The organism is Pseudomonas sp. S1(2024) (assembly GCF_046557535.1).
The window spans coordinates 1-18101 of sequence record NZ_JBKGFP010000093.1 but is presented as its reverse complement, the minus strand read 5'-3'; the positions used below and the strand labels follow the sequence as shown (position 1 = coordinate 18101).

The 18101-nt window shown below is 59.8% G+C and carries 16 protein-coding genes and 1 pseudogene; 7 read left to right on the top strand and 10 right to left on the bottom strand.

The genetic code is table 11. From position 1 onward, the window contains the following. Positions 1-134 precede the first annotated feature (134 nt). Both ACLCGK_RS25825 and ACLCGK_RS25820 read right to left on the bottom strand, forming a co-directional pair. The gene (locus tag ACLCGK_RS25825) at positions 135-863 is read right to left on the bottom strand and encodes an ATP-binding cassette domain-containing protein (RefSeq protein ID WP_410953255.1); all 729 of its coding nucleotides are present in this window, start codon (positions 861-863) and stop codon (positions 135-137) included. Position 864: 1 nt separating this feature from the next. Continuing rightward, positions 865-1617 carry a hypothetical protein gene (locus ACLCGK_RS25820; protein ID WP_410953254.1) on the bottom strand — a complete coding sequence of 251 codons (753 nt, stop codon included), beginning with the start codon at positions 1615-1617 and terminating at the stop codon, positions 865-867. 585 nt (positions 1618-2202) lie between these two features. Here ACLCGK_RS25820 and ACLCGK_RS25815 point away from each other — a divergent pair. Together ACLCGK_RS25815 and ACLCGK_RS25810 are read left to right on the top strand one after the other, a co-directional pair. After that, positions 2203-2540, top strand: a pseudogene (locus tag ACLCGK_RS25815) (phosphopantetheine-binding protein); the annotation flags it as partial. A gap of 192 nt (positions 2541-2732) precedes the next feature. Next, complete coding sequence (locus ACLCGK_RS25810; RefSeq protein WP_410953253.1) at positions 2733-3671, top strand: RHS repeat-associated core domain-containing protein; 939 nt, start codon at positions 2733-2735, stop codon at positions 3669-3671. A 109-nt stretch (positions 3672-3780) separates the two neighbouring features. Here ACLCGK_RS25810 and dsbG read toward each other — a convergent pair whose 3' ends face one another. From dsbG to dsbD, 3 genes are read right to left on the bottom strand one after another with little or no spacing between them, the layout of a single operon-like run. Continuing rightward, entirely contained in the window at positions 3781-4539 is a 759-nt protein-coding gene (gene dsbG, locus ACLCGK_RS25805) for a thiol:disulfide interchange protein DsbG (protein WP_046615068.1), read from the bottom strand. Between the two features lies 1 nt (position 4540). After that, on the bottom strand, positions 4541-5377 hold the full coding sequence (locus tag ACLCGK_RS25800) for a prolipoprotein diacylglyceryl transferase family protein (protein ID WP_410953252.1): 837 nt from the start codon (positions 5375-5377) through the stop codon (positions 4541-4543). Next, positions 5377-7092 (bottom strand): protein-disulfide reductase DsbD, encoded by a 1716-nt coding sequence (gene dsbD, locus ACLCGK_RS25795; protein ID WP_410953251.1) that lies wholly within the window; start codon positions 7090-7092, stop codon positions 5377-5379. The genes ACLCGK_RS25800 and dsbD overlap by 1 nt, the downstream gene beginning before the upstream one ends. A 326-nt stretch (positions 7093-7418) precedes the next feature. Between dsbD and ACLCGK_RS25790 the strand changes: the two genes are divergently transcribed. From ACLCGK_RS25790 to ACLCGK_RS25770, 5 genes are read left to right on the top strand one after another with little or no spacing between them, the layout of a single operon-like run. Continuing rightward, positions 7419-10250 carry a xanthine dehydrogenase family protein molybdopterin-binding subunit gene (locus tag ACLCGK_RS25790; RefSeq protein WP_410953250.1) on the top strand — a complete coding sequence of 944 codons (2832 nt, stop codon included), beginning with the start codon at positions 7419-7421 and terminating at the stop codon, positions 10248-10250. After that, entirely contained in the window at positions 10243-10779 is a 537-nt protein-coding gene (locus ACLCGK_RS25785) for a (2Fe-2S)-binding protein (RefSeq protein WP_013973477.1), read from the top strand. Before ACLCGK_RS25790 ends, ACLCGK_RS25785 begins: the two co-directional genes overlap by 8 nt. Before the next feature lie 2 nt (positions 10780-10781). Beyond that, the gene (locus tag ACLCGK_RS25780) at positions 10782-11993 is read left to right on the top strand and encodes a cytochrome c (RefSeq protein ID WP_410953249.1); all 1212 of its coding nucleotides are present in this window, start codon (positions 10782-10784) and stop codon (positions 11991-11993) included. Positions 11994-11996: 3 nt separating this feature from the next. Further along, a complete protein-coding gene (locus ACLCGK_RS25775) occupies positions 11997-12968 on the top strand; it encodes an XdhC family protein (RefSeq protein ID WP_367245352.1) in 972 nt (323 codons plus the stop codon). Continuing rightward, on the top strand, positions 12965-13531 hold the full coding sequence (locus ACLCGK_RS25770; RefSeq protein WP_367245351.1) for an NTP transferase domain-containing protein: 567 nt from the start codon (positions 12965-12967) through the stop codon (positions 13529-13531). The genes ACLCGK_RS25775 and ACLCGK_RS25770 overlap by 4 nt, the downstream gene beginning before the upstream one ends. 16 nt (positions 13532-13547) lie before the next feature. Here the strand turns inward: ACLCGK_RS25770 and ACLCGK_RS25765 are convergent, their stop codons facing one another. The 5 genes from ACLCGK_RS25765 to ACLCGK_RS25745 all read right to left on the bottom strand — a co-directional run bounded on the left by ACLCGK_RS25765 (position 13548) and on the right by ACLCGK_RS25745 (position 17960). Then, positions 13548-14171: a GAD-like domain-containing protein gene (locus ACLCGK_RS25765; RefSeq protein WP_367245350.1), complete on the bottom strand. Its 624-nt coding sequence runs from the start codon at positions 14169-14171 to the stop codon at positions 13548-13550. Between the two features lie 24 nt (positions 14172-14195). Beyond that, entirely contained in the window at positions 14196-14813 is a 618-nt protein-coding gene (locus ACLCGK_RS25760) for a GAD-like domain-containing protein (protein WP_023661099.1), read from the bottom strand. Between the two features lie 197 nt (positions 14814-15010). Next, a complete protein-coding gene (locus tag ACLCGK_RS25755; RefSeq protein ID WP_410953248.1) occupies positions 15011-15628 on the bottom strand; it encodes a GAD-like domain-containing protein in 618 nt (205 codons plus the stop codon). Positions 15629-15640: 12 nt separating this feature from the next. Then, positions 15641-16987: a DUF6861 domain-containing protein gene (locus ACLCGK_RS25750; protein ID WP_410953247.1), complete on the bottom strand. Its 1347-nt coding sequence runs from the start codon at positions 16985-16987 to the stop codon at positions 15641-15643. A 349-nt stretch (positions 16988-17336) separates the two neighbouring features. Next, positions 17337-17960, bottom strand: a complete 624-nt coding sequence (locus ACLCGK_RS25745; protein WP_367245277.1) for a GAD-like domain-containing protein — start codon at positions 17958-17960, stop codon at positions 17337-17339. Between the last annotated feature and the right edge of the window lie 141 nt (positions 17961-18101).

Here is an 18101-nt window from a genome sequence, read left to right as displayed (position 1 = left end):
ACACAAGGCCGCTCCTACAGATACGGCGTTGTTCTCGAGGTTTGGCGCTGCACCTGTGGGAGCGGGCATGCCCGCGAACACCGGCGCAGCCGGTGCCATACCTGCAAGCCCATCTTTCCCACGGTTCTTCGCCGTCATGATGCGGCCCCGATTTTTTCCTGCGACATCGACGCATTGATGAATGCTTCATCATAAGAGTTCGCATGGTAGCGAGCGAGAAACTCATGAGCATTCTCAAATGGCTCGAGGTGTTGATGAGCGAGCATGTAGAAACGATGGCAGTTTGTGGCAATTTCCTCGGTATAGTGAGATGAAATCAAAACACTAGCCCCGTTTTTGCACGCGTTTTTTATACCTAGCCATATGTGGTGTCTGAATTCTGGGTCTACCCCCGCAGTAGGCTCGTCGAGGATGATCAGGTCGCTGCCCATTAGCAGTAGCGTCAGTGTGACAAAGCTCCGGACTTCGCCATAGCTGCAAGTAGATGCCTTTTTCTTGTAGATTTCAGCATACCGTTTCGACAGGGAAGGTGACCATTCAGAGAGGCGTGAAAACACCTCGCAGTGATCCGGTGCTGATCTGGAGTTTAAATGTGTAATCAGTTGGTAGACTTCGCTCATCCTGAGCAAGGGCGGTGGTGTCAGTACTTGAGTCAGATAAGCCTGCTGTCTGGATGAATTTATGATTGTGCCGTTGCTTGGTTTTCTGATGTTGCAGATCAGGTCGAAAAGCGTGGTCTTTCCTGCTCCGTTACTGCCCAGTACGCCTACGGCCTCTCCTTTTTTCAACTGTAACGTGATGTTTTGTAAAAGAGGGCTGCTGTTGTATGAGAAGTCCAGGTTTTTGATGGTGAGAAGGTGCATTTTAATAGCGGCTCCATATGGGGTGGATTCTGAATAGCTTTCCTGTTGCATAGAGCCCCGCTGTTGAAATGGCAAAAGCTGTCAGAAAACTAATAGTGAGTGGTATCTCTCCGGTAATTATTCTTGTGCTCAGGTGCAAGGGGTTGATCAACGTTGACCAGTGGGTCAGTTCGTCTTGTGTGGTGCCCAAATAGCCGGAAAGTAACATCAGGAATGAAAGTATCGAAAATAGCGTCCCGGCTGTGCTGAATTTGATGGGCATCGCTGCAATTGCCAAGCCGATGCAGGAGAATATCAGGTAACTCGTATAGAACGCGGCTGTAAGGTACAGGAATTCTGATGGCGAGTAGGATCCGTATAGAGGCTTGGATATGAAGTAGAAAAAGCTGGAGTACACGACACTGACCAATGTGTAGCTGACGGCGTGCGATGTGAGGAAAAGTGCAATTGCCTCGCGTTGGTAAATGAATGACCGGACGAAGCCACTTTCTCGTCGCCCGATTAGATAAAAGCCGAGGCCGAAGAAGGCAACGTTTGCAGCGATGTAGGCGTAAAACCACGCAGCAGAGGATATATAGAGAGTGTCTGGTGGCGCTGCAAGGGAACGGCTTTGCCTCAGTAGTATGAACATCAAGCAAGGCGCCGCCGCTGTCCACAGCAACGCAGTGGGTTCTCGCAGGTGTTCCAGGATCAACACCTTGGTGATCATGAGGAACTGTTTTGTTCGCGTTATGGGGTATGGCTTTTTGTTCATTTTTCTCGCCTTTAGTGTCTTCGCGAATGCAGGGGGTAAGGGTTTTATATTCAGGCTGCATGTACGTCAAGTTTGATGGAGGCGATGTATTGGCGGGGGTGTAATCTGGTTGTTTGAATTGCAGTTGGTATTGTGGGATCTATCTGAGGGGTATGTCTGATCGCGATCTGTTCACTGATCATGGGAGTGAAAAAGACTTCTGTTTTTTGTAGGGCGGATCTGAAGTTGTTGTGGGGTTGTTATATGTTTTATTGTCGGGCGTTGTTTTCCGATGATCGGTTGGGAAAGGTGTTTGTCGCCTTGGGTGGTATAACTTAGTGTTGCCAAATGTAAACTTGGCCATTGGCTGGCATCTGGGCCGATGTGCTCAAGGACGAGCTGGAGGGGTTGTGACCAGAGCAAGTGAGGCCTGCATCGCCCCTTGTAGGAGCGGCCTTGTGTCGCGAAAGGGCTGCACGGCAGCCCCAGCAATTTCAGCTTTTATGCAGCAACTCTGGGGCCGCTATGCGGCCCTTTCGCGACACAAGGCCGCTCCTACAGATATGGCGTTGTTCTCGAGGTTTGGCGCAGTACCTGTGGGAGCACAGCCAGGCCTACCAGATACCGCGCAACGAGCCGGAGGAAGTAATGGCAGGATTTTGGGCCGAAGTGCTCAAGGCCGAGTGGGTTGGGGGCACGACAACTTCTTCGAACTGGGCGGGCATTCGCTGCTGGCTACGCAGAGGGCCTCGCGGGGCCTGCAGGGCAGTGCGCTGGAAGACGACAAGGTTGACCGGTTCAGTGACCTGATGGCGGAGCTCGAAGGGCTATTGAAAGCAGGGGGCGCTTTGCGCCCCTTTCGCCGGCAAGCCGGAACAGGCAACCGGGTAATCAGCGCTTGCCAAGAATCTTCCCAAGCTACTCTGGCCGGGATGCAGTGTTGACCTTCCTTATTAGGATGCCCGTGACCAGCCCCCCGCGTTGATGGGGTACGTATGGGATATATCATTGATGGGTTGATGGACAAAAAACCATCGCGGTATACCACCTATTTCTACCAGTTCCTCAATCTCTGCAAGGGGCTCACAGTGGGTAGCAGTGTACTCTATTCACTCCGGACATCAGGGGCTTCAATCATGAACAGTTCATCGAGCAGGTCGTTTGTCTTCTACCAAGGGGATAAGCTCATAACGTTGAAGCATGATGACCGGCATCGCGCCGTTTTTCGCACGCCTGATCTGCCTTTGGCCGAGCAACGAGTCGCTGGCGGTGAGGCATACGGTTTGTTCGCGACAGACGCAAAGGCCTCGGTACTGTCGGTGCAGGAAACTGACAAAGGGGAGCATCACGCATACTCTGCTTACGGACATGACCCGAAACTACCGTCATCACTCACATTACTTGGCTTCAATGGCGAAGCATTCGCTCTGGTTTCGGGCGGCTATGCACTAGGCAACGGCTATCGATCATTCAACCCCGCCATGATGCGATTCATCTCGCCTGACAGGTTGAGCCCGTTTGGAAAGGGGGGGATAAATGCGTACAGCTATTGCAGTTGCGATCCCGTCAATAACGTCGACCCCAGCGGCCAGATGAAACGCATGCTACATACTTCCGCTCAGATATCGCAATCGGCCACTTCCATTACTTCCATAAATGAACCCGACATATTCTCCAGAATCGTCAGATATCTAGACCTGAGAAGCGCTGGCGCATTTTCAAGAGCCAATAAACACCTTTACCGTATGACCAGGCCAGCCTTCCAAAAGATCGAGCGTTCGCTGGGGCATCCTGGACAACTAGTCGATGCCGCGCTTGAGGGCACTGTCGGCCCGGCCCTTGGCCACTCCCATGAGCTTTTGGTGAAAAGACCAGATATAACGCTCCCTCCCCAATCACGTCCTGATGGCGCGAGGGACCAACTTATCCGTGATATCCAGGCCAGCAGAAAATTCCGGGAGGCTCAGCGAACGAGATTACCTTCGAGCGACACATCATCGGAGTCGGACTCTGATGATGAAATTAGTCGCATTAACGCTGGAATACGTAAAGCACTGAATGGCCCACAGTTGTAGGAATAATCGCGAATTTCTTCGGTATGCCTGCATCGATGAGCCTGTGGCCGAGGGATTACCCGCGAAGAGGCCCGAACACGTTCGGACAATTGCGTCCGGCGATTTCACATCAGCGCTTGCCGAGAATCTTCCCAAGCAACTCCGGCCGCGGCGCGCCTTGCTGGCTCTGCAGGTTGCCCTGGTCATCCTGATAGAAGATCGCCGGGGTCGCCTGCAAGCCCATTTCTTCCATCAGCGCCATGTTCGCCGCCAGCTTTTGCTGCACCGCCTCCGGCACCTGCTCCAGTGCCTTCAACTTGCTGGCCTTGCCTGCTTTTTCATGCTCGTGCAGTGCCTTGGCCGGGTCTTTGGCCGCCAGCAGCGCCGCCGACTTGCCCGGGCTGTCCTCGCGGATGATGCCGACCATGATATGGCGCAACTGCACCTTGCCCGACTCCACCCACGGCCGTGCCTGCTCCCAGAACATGTTGCAGTACGGGCAGTTGGGGTCGCTGAACAGGTACACCTTGCGCGGTGCATCGTCCTTGCCGTCGGCGATCCAGGAGGTTTTCTCCATCTTCGCCCAGATTTCCTTGCTCATCGGCGCATACACCAGCTTTTTCAGTGGCTCGGCACTGAGGTCGTTGCCCTGTTCGTCGAACAGGCTGCCGACCAGTACATGCTTGCCGTCAGGGGTGAGGTATAGCGCCAGGCCGTTGTTCTGGTATTCGGCGGCATACCCGCGCAGGCCGTTGGGGGCGTCGAAGCTGCCTTTGATCACGGCGCCCTTGGCTTGCAGTTGCGCAATCGCCTTGGGCAGCTCTTCGGCCTGCAGGGTAGGGGCAGCTAGCAGAGCCAGGGACAGGGGCAGCAGTGCAGTCAGTCGCATGTCAGTTTCCTTGTGCGGCAGGGGCGGGCGAGGTGGCCCGGTCGAAAGGCTCCAGGGCGTGGCGCAGGCTGGCCCGGGACAGCTCGCCCAGATGGCTGCCGACCAGGCGCCCGTCGGCGTCGTAGAACAGGGTGGTGGGCAGGGCCATGGAGCCGACGCGCTGGGCCAACAGGCCGGTGCCGTCGAACAGCACGTGGGTCAGGCTCAGGCCGGTGGTGGCGAGGAAGGTGCTGACGTTTTCCGGGGTCTCGCCCTGGTTGACGAACAGGAAGGTCACGTGCGGGTAAGCGCTTTGCGCCTGTTGCAGCACCGGCATTTCGCGTCGGCAGGGTGGGCACCAGGTGGCCCAGATGTTGATGACCAGCGGTTTGCCGCGGTAGCTGTGCAACGCCACGGATTGGCCGTTGGCCTTGCGCAGGCTTAAATCGGGCAGTTCGGTGCCCTTGCTGTACAGGTGGCCCCCGAGGCTGGCCAGGCCCCAGAACAGCCCACCGCTGAACAGCGCCCAGCCCAGCGGGCGGCGCAGGCCCGGATGGCGCCAGCCCTGCCACAGGGCGCCGAGCACGATGCCGGCAAGGCCCGACCAGAACAGGAAGCCGCCATCACGGATATCGATGATCTGCAGCGGGTCGTCCTGGTACATCGGCCAGTACGCCAGCACGAAGCCTGCGCGTGCGCACAGCAGGCCGATCAGGAACAGGTTGAACAGTGCCGATTCCGGGCTCTCGCCGCCACGCCGGGCGACCCACCAGCCGACCATGCTGGCGATCACCAGGGCGGTGAGCATCAGCAGATGGTTGAGAGCCATGGTCAGTGGCCCGAGGGTTACGGTCAGCATCAGCCTTGGCTCCTGGTCTGGGTCCAGTGTTGCAGGAAGGCGGCCGCATCCACTTCACCGGTGATGCGCCGCGCGCGGCGTTCGTCGCCTTCCGGGCCGACCCAGATGATGCTGGGCGGGCCGGGTACCTGGTAGCGCTGCAGCAAGGCCTGGCTGGCTGGGGTGTCGGCGGTCACGTCCAGGCGCAGCAGGTGCACACCGGCCAGGCCGGCCTGCACGTCGCTGCGGGCGAACACCTGTTTTTCCATGACCTTGCACGACACGCACCAATCGGCATAGTAGTCGAGCATCACCCACTGGCCACGGGCCTTGGCCGCATCCAGTTCGCGTTGCAGGTCTTCGGGGCGGCTGACGGTGACGAAGGCGTCCTCGGTGTGCTGGTCGGTGGCCGGCGTAGCGCCGCTACCGGCGAACGGGCGCAGCGGCTGCCAGAGGTCGTCGCCACCGGCTGCCGCCCCCACCAGCAGCAGGCCGCCCCACAGGGCACCCAGCAGTGGCAAGGCGCGCAATGCTGGCAACCGCTGCAGGGCCGGCCAGGCAGCCCAGGCCAGGGCAATCAGCAAGGCGCCGCTCAGGGCCAGCAGCAATGCTGCGGGCAGCAGGCTGCGCAAGGTGTATAGCGCCATGCCCAGGAACACGAAGCCGAACACGCCCTTGACCCGGTTCATCCAGGCGCCCGGGCGGGGCAGGTAGCGGTTGCCCAGGGTTACCAGCAACAGCAGCGGCACGCCCATGCCCAGGCCGAGGCTGAACAGCACCAGCGCCCCTTGCAGCACGTCGCCGCTCTGGGCGATGTACAGCAGCGCGCCGGCCAGCGGCGCGGTCATGCACGGGCCCATCAGCAGGCCGGACAGCGCGCCGAGCAGCGCCGCGCCATACAGGTTGCCGCCGCGGGTGCCTTGCCCGGCGCGGTCGAGGCGGTCACGCACGGCGGCGGGCAGTTGCAGTTCGAAGGCGCCGAACATCGGCAGGGCCAGCAGCACGAACAGCCCCGCCAGGCTGCCCAGCAGCCAGGGTTGCTGCAGCCAGGCCTGCAGGCTGGCACCCAGCAGCGCGGCGACCACGCCCAGGGCGGCATACACCAGGGCCATGCTCAGTACATAGACCCCGGCCAGTATCCAGCCGCGCCGGGCGCTGGCGCCATTGCCCAGCACCAGCCCGGCGAGGATCGGCAGCATCGGCAGCGAGCAGGGGGTAAAGGCCAGCAACAGGCCCAGGCCGAAGAACGCAAGCAGGCTCCAGGCCAGGTGGCCTTGTTGCAGGCCGCTGGCCAGGGCCTGGTCACTGGCTTGCTCGGCAACCGGCGCCTTGCTGCCGCCCAGGTCGATCAGCGTGGTTTGCGGCGGGTAGCACAAGCCTGCGTCGGCACAGCCCTGCCAGCCCAACCGCAGTTGGCCCTGGGCATTGGCCGGGAGCAACAGTTCGAGCTGGTCGCGGTACACCGCGCTGTCGCCGAAGAACTCGTCGTGATGGTTGAGAGCAACCGGCAGTTGCGGGTGCTGGTCGGCGGGAAGCCCGTCGAACTTCAGGCGTTTCTGATACAGGTAGTAGCCAGGCTGGATCTGGAAGAACAGGCGCATCTGGCCGTCGGCCTGGCGGTCGTGGGTAAGCACGAAGGCCTGGTTGACCGGCAGGAAGTCCGGTTTGACATCGAACGGGTTGGCCTGCAACGGGCCGGCCAGCAGCAGTGTCAGGAAGAGCAGGAGGACGCGCATGTCTTCGCCTTGGCAGTACGTTGAAAGGGGTCATGCTGGCTTGGGTCGATTAACCCAAGGTTAACTCTGGTTTTTGGTCAGGGGGGGCGCATCAGGGCTTGCAGGTGTTTGCCGTGGGATTGTCTGCGCCTGGGAGATCCTAAGACGAACGCCTACCAGCCCCAGAGCAAATTCCGCCCCAGATCCCAGGCATGTCGCGACATATTGTCGACTTGACTTTGCCTGCGCCAACACAATTGCTGTAAAGTTGACGCATGGGTCAGCTTTTCAGGCTAGTACCAGAATCAAAAAAAAGGGCAGTACCCCTGCTGCCCAGAGGATCAAGCATGTCCAACCGTGATATTTCCCGGCGCGCCTTCCTGCAAGGCGGCCTGATCGCTGGTGTCGGCGTGACCATGGCGCCGCTCGGCAGCCAGGCATTCGCCGCGCTGATGGAGGAACGCGTCACCACCTCGCCGCAGAAGTGGATGAACCATGATGGCAAGGCACGTTTCCGTAACGATGCCTTGTCCAAGGTGTGCGGCGACAAGGTGTTCGCTCGCGACATCCGCGCCAAGGACATGCCCGGCTGGCCCGCACAACAGGGCCATGCGCTGCTGCTCAAGGCGACCAAGGCCGATCGTATCTATGCCGGCCATGACCTCAGCCTGCTTGGCGCCGACCTGCAGCCGGACCGCATCGTCACCGCTGCCGACCTGGAAAAGGACGGCATCGCCTGGCCCGAGGCCCACTCGCCCGACCCGCTGCTGCCGCCCGGCAAGGTGCCTATGTTCATCGGCCACCCGGTGGCGATTCTGATCTGGCACGACTTCGAGCGCTTCCGTCAGGCCAAGCGCAAGCTGCAGTTCAATGACCAGGCGATCCGCTATGGCGCCCAGGCGCCGCTGTACCAGCGCGACCCCTACGGCAGCTTCCGCTTCGTGCGCGTGGGCGGTGCCACACCGTTCGGCGACGATGAATTCTCCAGCCTGAAGAATTCCATGCTTTTCCCTACCATCCTCAACCGCAAGCCGGTGTGGTCGAAGCAGCCCAACCAGCATGGCGACCTGACCGAGCAGGGCCTGTTCCATGCCAAGCGCATGGCCGAGCAGCTGGACAACCCGCCCGAGGACTGGCTGGTGTTCGACGAGCGCTACAAGACGCCGTCCATCGAGCCGGCCGCCCTGGAGCCGGACAACGGCAACGGCTGGTACGACCCGGCCAGCGGCACGCTGCACTTTGTGGTGGCGACCCAGTGCCCGTTCGAAGTGGCGCAGGAATGCGTGCACATGATCAAGCCGTCGCGCTTCGCCCTGAACACGCTGAACATGCACCCGGGCTATACCGTGGGCTACGGCTCGAAAGACAACAACATCTTCGTCTTCTACGCCGCCGTGGCCGCGCTGTATGGCGCCGGTGTGCCGATCCGCCTGGCCAACGACCGCTACGAGCAGTTTCAGAGCGGTATCAAGCGCCATGCCTTCGATATCCGCTACCAGTTGGCGGTGGACAAGAAGGACAACAATTTCAAGATCTTCCGCGCCGACATGACTTGCGACGGCGGCGGGCGTATCAACTACAGCCCCTCGGTGGCGGCGGTCGGCGCCACGGCGGCGCAGTCGATCTACTACATGCCGCAGAATGATCTGTCGGTCACTGCCTATCATTCCCGTGGCGTCGAGGCCGGGTCCATGCGTGGCTACGGCACGCTGCAGACCATGGCCGCCACCGAAATGATGGTGGATGAGATCGCCGGGCGCCTGGGCGTCGATGCCATCGACCTGCGCCGCGCCAACGCGCTGAAGTCGGGCATGAAGAACACCCAGGGCGCGGTCCCGGCCGGCGCTCTGCGCCTGTACGAGATTCTCGACAAGGCCGCCGTGCACGACTGGTGGCGCAACCGCGACACGCGCAAGCAGCAGATGGATGCCAAGGACCCGGACCACTGGTATGGCGTGGGCTTTGCCATCTGCCAGAAAGACTTCGGCACCGGCTCCGAAGCCCCCATGGCCAGCATCGAGTTCAGCCGCGACGGGCGCATCAGCCTGCGCCACATCGGCACCGAGCTGGGTACCGGCATGTCCACCTCCCAGGCTCTGGTTGTCAGCGATTTCCTTGGCCGCTCGGCCGACGAGGTGAAGACCGCGGTCACCGAATGGCCGGAGCTGCAGCTGACCACCAGCGGCAACCCGTACCTGATCAGCCAGCCCGAGCAGGACGCCGCGCTGCGCAACCCGCGTTGGGTCGGCAAGCTCGCTTCGCCGTCGTCGGCAACCAACTCGGCCTTCTACTTCAGCCATGCCACCCGCGAAGCGGCACGCGTGCTGTTCAACCACGGTCTGTGGCCGGCGGCCATGGCCATCTGGCGCCAGGGCCCGTACGGCGGCCAGGCCAACCCGCTGGTGGTGCGCCGCGAGAATGCGGTATGGGTCAACGGTGAGCTGACCGGCAACGGCCTGTCACCGATCCCGTTCGCCCAGCTGGCCCAAAAGGCCCATGACATGGGCCTGGTCACCGGCGTCAGCGTGCACGGCTTCAACCGCTGGAGCTGGGCCGAGGCCGACTTCGTCATCGATGGCGTGCGCGAACGCTTCCCGCTCGATGCGGTGGCAGTCAAATACGGCGATGGCGCGGTGAGCGCCAAGAAGGCGCAGATGAGCAGCCACGGCTACCACCTGCTCGACCGGCAGAACGCCGCCTACCCCGACACTCAGCTGAACAACGCCATGGTCACCTACTACAGCCCGGTGGCGACCATTGTCGAAGTCAAGGTGAACAAGGGCACTCACGAAGTGCAGGTACTCAACCATCACAGCTGGGTCGAGTGCGGCCGGGTGCTGGTGCCGGAATTGGTCAAGGGCCAGCTCGAGGGCGGTATCGCCATGGGCATCGGCCATGCCTTGACCGAAGAAATGCCGTTGTACGAGGGCGGGCCCGGGGAGGGCGACTGGAACTTCAACCGCTACCGCCTGCCGCGTGCGCGCGACGTGGCGGTCTGGCAGCAGACCAGTGAAATCCTACCGCCGCTGTCACCGACCGACCCGTCCAAGGGCATTGCCGAGGTGGTGATGATCCCGGTCGTGGGGGCCATCGGCAATGCTGTCGCGCATGCCATCGGCAAGCGCGTTCGCGATCTCCCCATCACCCCAGCCCGTATCAAGGAGGCCCTCAATGGCTAACCGTCCACTGCAACTGACCCTCAATGGTCAACCGGTCGGCCCGGTCGAGGTCCCCGACGACCTGGCGATGATCGACTACCTGCACGAACACCAGAACCTCACCGGCTCGCGCCTGGGCTGCGGCCAGGGCATCTGCCACGCCTGCGTGGTGATCGTCGACAACCCCGACGGCACCAGCGAGGAGGTGCGTACTTGCATTACCGGCGCGCATTACTTCGAGGGCAAGAAGGTCCGCACCATCGAGGGCCATGCCAAACAGGACGAGGCCGGCAACCTCACGCTGAACCCGATCCAGCAGAAGTTCGTCGACCTGTTCGCCTTCCAGTGCAGCTACTGCGCGCCGGGCTTCGTCAATGCCGCCACGGTGCTGGTGGAAACCGCCCAGCGCCAGCCGCTGAAGAAGAGCGAGGTGGAGGATCGCATCGAGGCGAGCCTGGGCCACCACATCTGCCGTTGCACCGGCTACGTGCGTTACTACGACGCCACCCGTACGGTGCTCAACGACCTCGGCCTGGTCAAGGAGGGTTGAGCATGGGTCTTGTTCGTAGCGCACTGGCGCTGGCTCTCGGCCTTGCCGTTACCTCGCTTGCCCAGGCGGCCGACCAGGCGCAGGTCAAGCGCGGTGAATACCTGGCCCGCGCGGCCGACTGCATGGCCTGCCACACCGCTGAAGGCGGCGCGCCGTACGCCGGCGGCCTGCCGATCCATTCGCCGTTCGGCACCATTTACGGCAGCAACATCACCCCGGACAAGCAGTACGGCATCGGCAACTACAGCGCTGACGAATTCTTCGCCGCGGTAGCCGAGGGCAAGCGCAAGGACGGCGCCAACCTCTACCCGGCGATGCCGTACACCTCGTACCACCTGATCAAGCGCGAAGATTCAGACGCGATCCTCGCCTACCTGATGACCGTGCCGCCAATCAACCGCCCGGCACCGCAGACTGCGTTGCGCTTTCCGTTCAACGTGCGCCAGGGGCTTAGCGGCTGGAACATGCTGTACGGTAAAAGCGTGCAGTTGCAGCCGACCGAGGGCAAAAGCCCGGCCTGGCAGCGTGGGCAGTACATGGTCGAAGTCATGGGCCATTGCGGCGAGTGCCATACCCCGCGCAACCCGATCGGTGCGTTGCAGCAAGACCAGCGCCTGAGCGGCGGCCTGCTGGGTGGCTACCTGGCCCCGAGCCTGCTGGCCCAGGACCTGGCCGAGCGCGGCTGGACCCAGCCGGACCTGACCACCTTCCTCAAGCACGGCATCAGCGCCCAGGGCAGCATGTTCAACGAAATGTTCCCAGTGGTGCACCACAGCACCCAGCACCTGGAGGATGCCGACCTGGCGGCCATGGCCATCTACCTGCTGGGCGACCAGCCGCCACCGGCCAAGGCCATTCAGGCGGTGGCGCTGGAGCAGATGAGCGACAGCGCCAAGCGCGGCCGCCAGCAATACCTGAATGTCTGCGCCGGCTGCCATGGGGTGGACGGCGAGGGCAAGCCGCACATCGCCGTGGCCATGCGCGGCAACACGGTGCTACGCCAGGCCGACTCGCGCAACCTGGTCAAGGTGGTCCTCGAAGGCATTCGTGAACAGCAGTTCACCGGCTTCGAGCGCATGCAGCCGATGCCGGGCTTTGCCGACAAGCTCGATGACCAGCAGGTGGCGGATATGGTCAACTACCTGCGCCAGGCCTGGGGTGGATTGCCCGGTGACCTGAGCGTACAGCAGCTCGCCGAGCTGAAGGCGGAGTAAAGGGTGCAGCATCTCGATCTACAGGTGGTCCGCCAGGCGTTGCAGTGGTCGTGCGGCGGCCAGCGGGTGTGGTTGTGCACGGTACTCGCCACCTATGGCTCGGCGCCCCGTGCGCCGGGCTCGCTGCTGGCGGTGAACGCCAGCGGGCAGTGGCTCGGTTCGCTGTCCGGTGGCTGCGTCGAAGACGACTTCCTCGAACGCGTGGGGCGGGGGGAGTTTCCCGAGCCGGTGGCTATCGTGCGTTATGGCGATGGCAGCGACTCGCGTTCGAGCATCCGCCTGCCGTGTGGCGGCGTGCTGGAAGTGCTGGTGGAGAACCTGCCGGCCGAATGTGACGTGCAGGCGCACCTGCGTGAGCTGGAAAGCGCATTGCAGGGCCGGCGCCGTGTGTTGCGTGAAGTGAGCCTGCCCGAGGGCATGCGCCTGCTTGCCGATGACCACCGCCAGGGGCCGCGTGTGCAGCGTGAAAGTGCCTGTGTACGCTTGCGTGTGGGGGCCGCCCAGCGCCTGCTGCTGGCCGGGTACTCCAGCGTCGCGCATTTCTGTGCCGAGTTCGGCAAGGGCATGGGCTTCGAAGTCATCCTCTGCGAGCCGCGTGACGAAGTGCTCGACGGCGTGCGGCTGGATGGCATCGAGGTGCGTCGTGAGCTGCCATCGGAGTTCATCGCCCATGGCGGTTGCCATGCCGACACCGCGGTGGTGGCGCTGACCCACGACCCGAAGATCGATGACCTGGCCATGCTCGAAGCGGTGCGCACCGAGGCGTTCTATATCGGTGTGATGGGCTCCCGGGTGACCTCCGACAAGCGCCGTGAACGCCTGCGGCGGATCGGTGGCCTGGACGAGGTCGAACTGGGCCGCATCCACGCCCCGATCGGCCTCAACCTGGGCAGCAAGACCCCGGCCGAGATCGCTTTGGCGGTGCTGGCCGATATCCTTCGCGTGCGCAATGGTATCGAGCGGGTGGCGCTGTGAGTGTGGTTGCACTGATATTGGCTGCTGGCAGCAGCGTGCGTTTCGGGGCTGACAAGCGTCGGGCGCTGTTGGTTGATGGTCGCAGCTTGCTGGTGCACAGCGTGGAGCGGGCCTGTGCAGCGTTCGACGATGTGCGGGTGGTGTTGCGCGAGGGGGAGCGGGGCGTGGATCTGGGGCTGCCTGCGGGGTGCCGGGTCATCTCCAGCCCGGACTTCGCATTGGGCATGGGCCATAGCCTGGCGGCCGGCGCCGCCTCGCTGGCCGACAGTGAGGCGCAGGCAGTAGCGATTCTGTTGGGTGACATGCCCTGGCTGGAGCAGGCAACCCTTGCCCGGCTGGCTTCCAGGGCCAGTGCGTCGACCATCGTGTTGCCTTGCCATGAAGGGCAGCAAGGGCACCCTGTGCTGTTCGGGCGCGATTTCTGGCCGGCGCTTGCGTGCCTGACAGGCGATGAAGGGGCGCGTTCGGTGGTCAAGGCCAACCCGGCGAGTTGTGTCAGGGTAGAAGTGCCGGATACCGGTGTGCTGCTGGATGTCGACAGGCCGGATGCGGTGCACCGGTGAACGCGTTTGTCTGGGCCTATTCATCTTCTTCAGCCAGCTCATAGGGTTGAAGCTCGCTCAGTTGGGCGAGCAGTACCAGATGCTCTACTGCTTTAAGCTTTTCAAGCCGCTCGAGGCTGTCTGACCCTCCCAGCATCAAGGCAGGAACAAAGCCATACATTTCGTCTGCGGCCAACGTGCCGAGCCGTTCCCTGGCGGGTTCGAACAGGTCGTCGAAATAGATGCATTCGGTCATCAGCCACATGAGCAGGCCGTGGATCTTGTTGTCCCGCTCTTCGTCGCCTGAGCTGTGGGCGCCATCGAGGTAACGGGAATGGTACGCCGCAATGGTCAGCACCGAGCCGGTGTTCTCGCCCCACAGGTACAGGTCGCCAAAAGCGCTACGGGCGATGAGGTGATAAGTGTCGCGTGCTTCGAAGTGCGTGCCTGACAGCCAATACGCTACTACGTCTTCGTAATCCTGAGGGTTTACCAGCCAGAACAGGCCACCGCCGTAGCCGCACCAGCCGTGCTCTTGCCAGTATCCCAGGAGACGGTTGGGGAGTTTGCCTTGGTAATGATCGAGGGCAGAGGGCGGTACTGGTTGGTGGTCGACGGGGTCGCCGAAGGTTTCGAGGAAGATGCTGAATATGACGTCCATTTGATTAAGTCCTTTTTTAAGTGTTTAGAAGTCGGAAAAGCTATAGGGCTCGATGCTGCAAAGCTGAGAAAGCAGTACAAGATGTTCAATTGCTTTCAGCTTCTCAAGATTTTCGAAACGAATTGGGCCGCCAAACACCAATGCTGGAACAAAACCGTACATCTCATCCGGCCCTAGTATGCCGAGGTTCTTCTTGGCAGGCTCAAACATTTCATCAAAATCATTCGAATCCAAATCTCTGCAGGCGAAAAAATTTTGCACTTGCCTGTCCATGTCAATTGCTGTCAATTCATGTGTTCTCCCAACATAACGGCCAATATGCGTTGCAATTTTTAGTGAGAATCCCGTTTCTTCGCCAAACAAATAAAGATCACCAAAGGCTCCGCGGGCTATGAGGTGAAATCTGTCGTACTTCTCTAGGTTTGCACTCTCAAGTACAGATGCAACCACGCCATCATACTCTTGTGGGTTTACGGTCCAAAACATGCCGTCACCGTACCCACACCATCCATGCTCAATCCAGTACTGTAGAAGTTTATCCGGTAGCTTTCCTCGATAACGGTCAATGGTCGATGCAGGCACCTCCTGTCTATGCATAGGTTCACCGACTTCCTCAATAAATACGGAAAATGCTTCGTCCATACGATGACCTCCAGATGTTTCAGAACTTGTGCAGTTTCACATTCAAAAGGCCGGAGCCACCATCTGTACCAGCCATCTCTTCGGCGGCCCGTCTGAGCCCGTCTATGCTGCTTTTCCACTGAGGCCAATGCTCGAATTGTTCCTGGACTTTGCGGAAGTCTGCATGGATCGATGTTTGGCTGCGTGGGAGCCCATTGCTAAATGTCCGAGAGCGTATAGGGTTGTAGTTTTTCAACCTGAGATAGAAATGTCAGATGCTCTGTGGCTTTGAGTTTTTCAATGTGGTCAAGATTAGGCCTTCCTCCGAAGAGTAGTGTCGGTGTAAAACCATAGATCTCATCGTGGTTAAGATTGCCTAATTTTTTTCTTGCTGCTTCAAATAGGTCGTCGAAGTCAAGATATTCTCGGTCTAGTGACAAGAGGAAAGCCTGGAAAGCTCGATTCATTGCCTGTGGCAGTCGCTCTACCGGATCATGTGTGTATCGAGAAACATTGCTGAAGATGCAAAGGGACGGCCCTGTTCTCTTGCCCCATAGGTACAAGTCACCAAAGGCACTACGTGCAATAACATGGTATGTATCGCTTTCCTTGAGCTCCGAATTATCAAGCCAGTTGGCGAGCACGCCTTCGTACTCTTGAGGATTAACCAGCCAGAAGATTCCTTCGCCATATCCGCACCAACCATGCTCTGCCCAGAGCTCAAGTAATTGCTCAGGCAGTATGTCTCGGTACCGATCAATGCTTGTGGGTGGGACTTCCTGCCGAAACATCGGCTCTCCTATGGACTCCAAAAATATCGAATACACATCATCCATAGCATTTCTCCATTAGCACTTGTGTAGCTTTACATTCAGAAATATAGGTTTTCTGCCAAAGCTCTGAGCGTTTTCAACGGCACGTTTAAGACTATCGACTTTTGATTTCCACTGCGGCCCAATTGTGGAGTTGACTTGCCTGTCGCCGAAATCGGTAATCACATCCTTGCCTCCTGCGATCAGATCCGGGTTGTGAAGCGCGGCCAAGGTGCTCATCGTCTCCTTGGCTTTTCTTGCCGCAAGTACTTTGGCTTCATGAGGGCTCATTGTTTCCAGTAGTTCTTCGTGTAGTCGAATTTCGAGGTCACGCTGTAGCCTTCTTCTCGCCAGTTTGGCTGCGCGCGGATCTCGCTTGATCGGGTTAGCAACGTTTTCTAAAAACTCCTCAACCGTCAGCCGGTTCAACCCATCCTGCTGCCCCTTCAACTGCCGTTCAAACTCGCCATGCTTGGCGGGTGGCAATTTGTCGGCCTTGAAGCACGCCACGGTATGCAACGGCATGCTACCGGGCTTCCCTGTCGAGGGCTCCTTGTCTTTCCCTGCCGGCCGATCAGGCTGCATCGGTTGCGGCTCACCCACCACCCCCTTGCGCCGCTCCGGCACCTGCAGGTCCGGCCGTTGCTTCAACCCTTCTTCATGCTTGAGCATCCATTGCCCCAGCCGCGCACCTTTGCGGCTGGCCGCCATTTCCTGGGCCAGCACCCGGGCATCGCCGCGGCCGCGGGTGAGGTACGACACGATCGCCCCCAACAACAGCAACACGACTTCCACATGGCCTTGGGCAATCTGATGCGTGGCCCGGGATATCGCATAGGGGTCGTCCCGGCAGAACGGGCCCGTGCCTTCATTGCCGCAGGTGCCTTCCCAGGCGAAGCGAATGCCGTCGACGTAGTACTCGCCGATACGCGGCAAGCCCTCGATGAAGAACTCGGCGATGGAGGCCAGCCCCAGCGCGCCGAGGATCCAGCCACTGACCTTGAGGCCCATGGCCGCGCCCGCGCCGGCGAACGGAATGGTTCCGGCGCCGCCGGCGAATGCGCCAACCCCCGCACCAATCAGGCCACCGGTAATGGTGCTGCCGGCGACGATCATCGCCATCTGCCGTACGACCATCAGCAGTTCGTCGACGATGCTGTTGATGTCAAGGTCGGCGAAGCGCTGGCGCAGCATGTGCGCCGCCTGCCATTCGGCGTGGTAGAAGGCTGTGCGGACAGCTTCTATACGGCGCAGGTTGAGGCCCAGCGAGGCGACTTCTTCATTGAGGCTGGTGCGGAACTGGCCACCGCTTTGGTAGCCCACCATGGCGATGACACGTGACTCGATCTCGTGCCAGGAGGGCACGAGGTAATCCAGGTACATGAGGTGTCTCCCTGACAGCGTGTGCAGGGGAAAATCTCACCATGGATTCGGTTCGGAAGTTTCTGAGCCGGTTGTAGGAAAATGCGACTTCGTTTCCGGTAGGTTCGGCGAAGTTCAGGTGAACATGGCGGCGAAGAGGTGGGCCGGCGTCAATGGGGTAGGGTGATGACTGAATAGTCGCGACATGGATTCGCCTCGGTGCTTGCCGCCGAAAGCAACAAGCCACAGAGCGGCCACTAAAGCCTTGACCGTGCCCATCATGTACAGGTGCCAAGCGCCTGACGGCGCTTGGTCCGTGATAGTGCTACTGCATTGTTCATTGAGAAAAGATAAGTGAATGGCTGCAGCATCAATCTGGTTGCTTGGAGAAGGGGTAAGGTTGCAGGTCTGTCAGTTGCGCGAGAAAGACCAAGTGCTCAATGGCGCTGACCTTTTGAAGGTGCTGCAGGGAGTCAGAGCCACCCAGCAAGAGTGCGGGGAAAAAGCCGTACATCTCGTCATGTTTAAGTCTGCCAAGCTTTTCTTTGGCGGGATTGAAAAGGTCGTTGAAATCATTTGAGTCGACCTTTCTTGATAGGATAAAGCCTTGAAGTTCGGTGTTGAATTGTTCTTTTGTAAAGTCGGTCTTATGAAAGACGTATCGAGAGCTAATGCTCGTGATTTTTAATGAAAAGCCGGATTTTTCGCCCCATAGGTACAGGTCGCCGAACGCGCTCCGTGCAATCAAGTGATAGTTGTCGTGCGAGCCAAGTGTCGTGCCTGCAATCCAGTAGGAAACCACGGCGTCATATTCTTGTGGGTTGACCAGCCAGAATATACCTTCGCCATAGCCCGACCATCCATGTTCGGACCAGTATTCCAGAAGCTTGGGAGGAAGCTTGTCTCTATATCGATCGATTGTTGATGGGGGTACTTCCCGGCGGTCGATTGGTGGGCCGAAATTTTCAATGAATCTGGCAAAAATTTTATCCACTTGAATTTCCTTGTTTTAGCATTTATGTAATTTTACATTCATGCGTGTTGAGTTTCTAAGGTTCGGCGGCACTGTTTCGGCGGCCTTTTTTAAGTTCGGTATCTTTGTTTTCCATTGTGGGCCAATTATTGAGTTGACTTG

Excerpts from the sequence above, each read along its gene's own strand:
- ACLCGK_RS25780 (WP_410953249.1), top strand. The coding sequence starts at position 10,782 with ATGGGTCTTGTTCGTAGCGCACTGGCGCTGGCTCTCGGCCTTGCCGTT.
- ACLCGK_RS25760 (WP_023661099.1), bottom strand. The coding sequence starts at position 14,813 with ATGGACGAAGCATTTTCCGTATTTATTGAGGAAGTCGGTGAACCTATG.
- ACLCGK_RS25750 (WP_410953247.1), bottom strand. The coding sequence starts at position 16,987 with ATGTACCTGGATTACCTCGTGCCCTCCTGGCACGAGATCGAGTCACGT.
- ACLCGK_RS25820 (WP_410953254.1), bottom strand. The coding sequence starts at position 1,617 with ATGAACAAAAAGCCATACCCCATAACGCGAACAAAACAGTTCCTCATG.
- ACLCGK_RS25800 (WP_410953252.1), bottom strand. The coding sequence starts at position 5,377 with ATGCTGACCGTAACCCTCGGGCCACTGACCATGGCTCTCAACCATCTG.
- dsbD (WP_410953251.1), bottom strand. The coding sequence starts at position 7,092 with ATGCGCGTCCTCCTGCTCTTCCTGACACTGCTGCTGGCCGGCCCGTTG.
- dsbG (WP_046615068.1), bottom strand. The coding sequence starts at position 4,539 with ATGCGACTGACTGCACTGCTGCCCCTGTCCCTGGCTCTGCTAGCTGCC.
- ACLCGK_RS25765 (WP_367245350.1), bottom strand. The coding sequence starts at position 14,171 with ATGGACGTCATATTCAGCATCTTCCTCGAAACCTTCGGCGACCCCGTC.
- ACLCGK_RS25755 (WP_410953248.1), bottom strand. The coding sequence starts at position 15,628 with ATGGATGATGTGTATTCGATATTTTTGGAGTCCATAGGAGAGCCGATG.
- ACLCGK_RS25825 (WP_410953255.1), bottom strand. The coding sequence starts at position 863 with ATGCACCTTCTCACCATCAAAAACCTGGACTTCTCATACAACAGCAGC.
- ACLCGK_RS25790 (WP_410953250.1), top strand. The coding sequence starts at position 7,419 with ATGTCCAACCGTGATATTTCCCGGCGCGCCTTCCTGCAAGGCGGCCTG.
- ACLCGK_RS25785 (WP_013973477.1), top strand. The coding sequence starts at position 10,243 with ATGGCTAACCGTCCACTGCAACTGACCCTCAATGGTCAACCGGTCGGC.
- ACLCGK_RS25810 (WP_410953253.1), top strand. The coding sequence starts at position 2,733 with ATGAACAGTTCATCGAGCAGGTCGTTTGTCTTCTACCAAGGGGATAAG.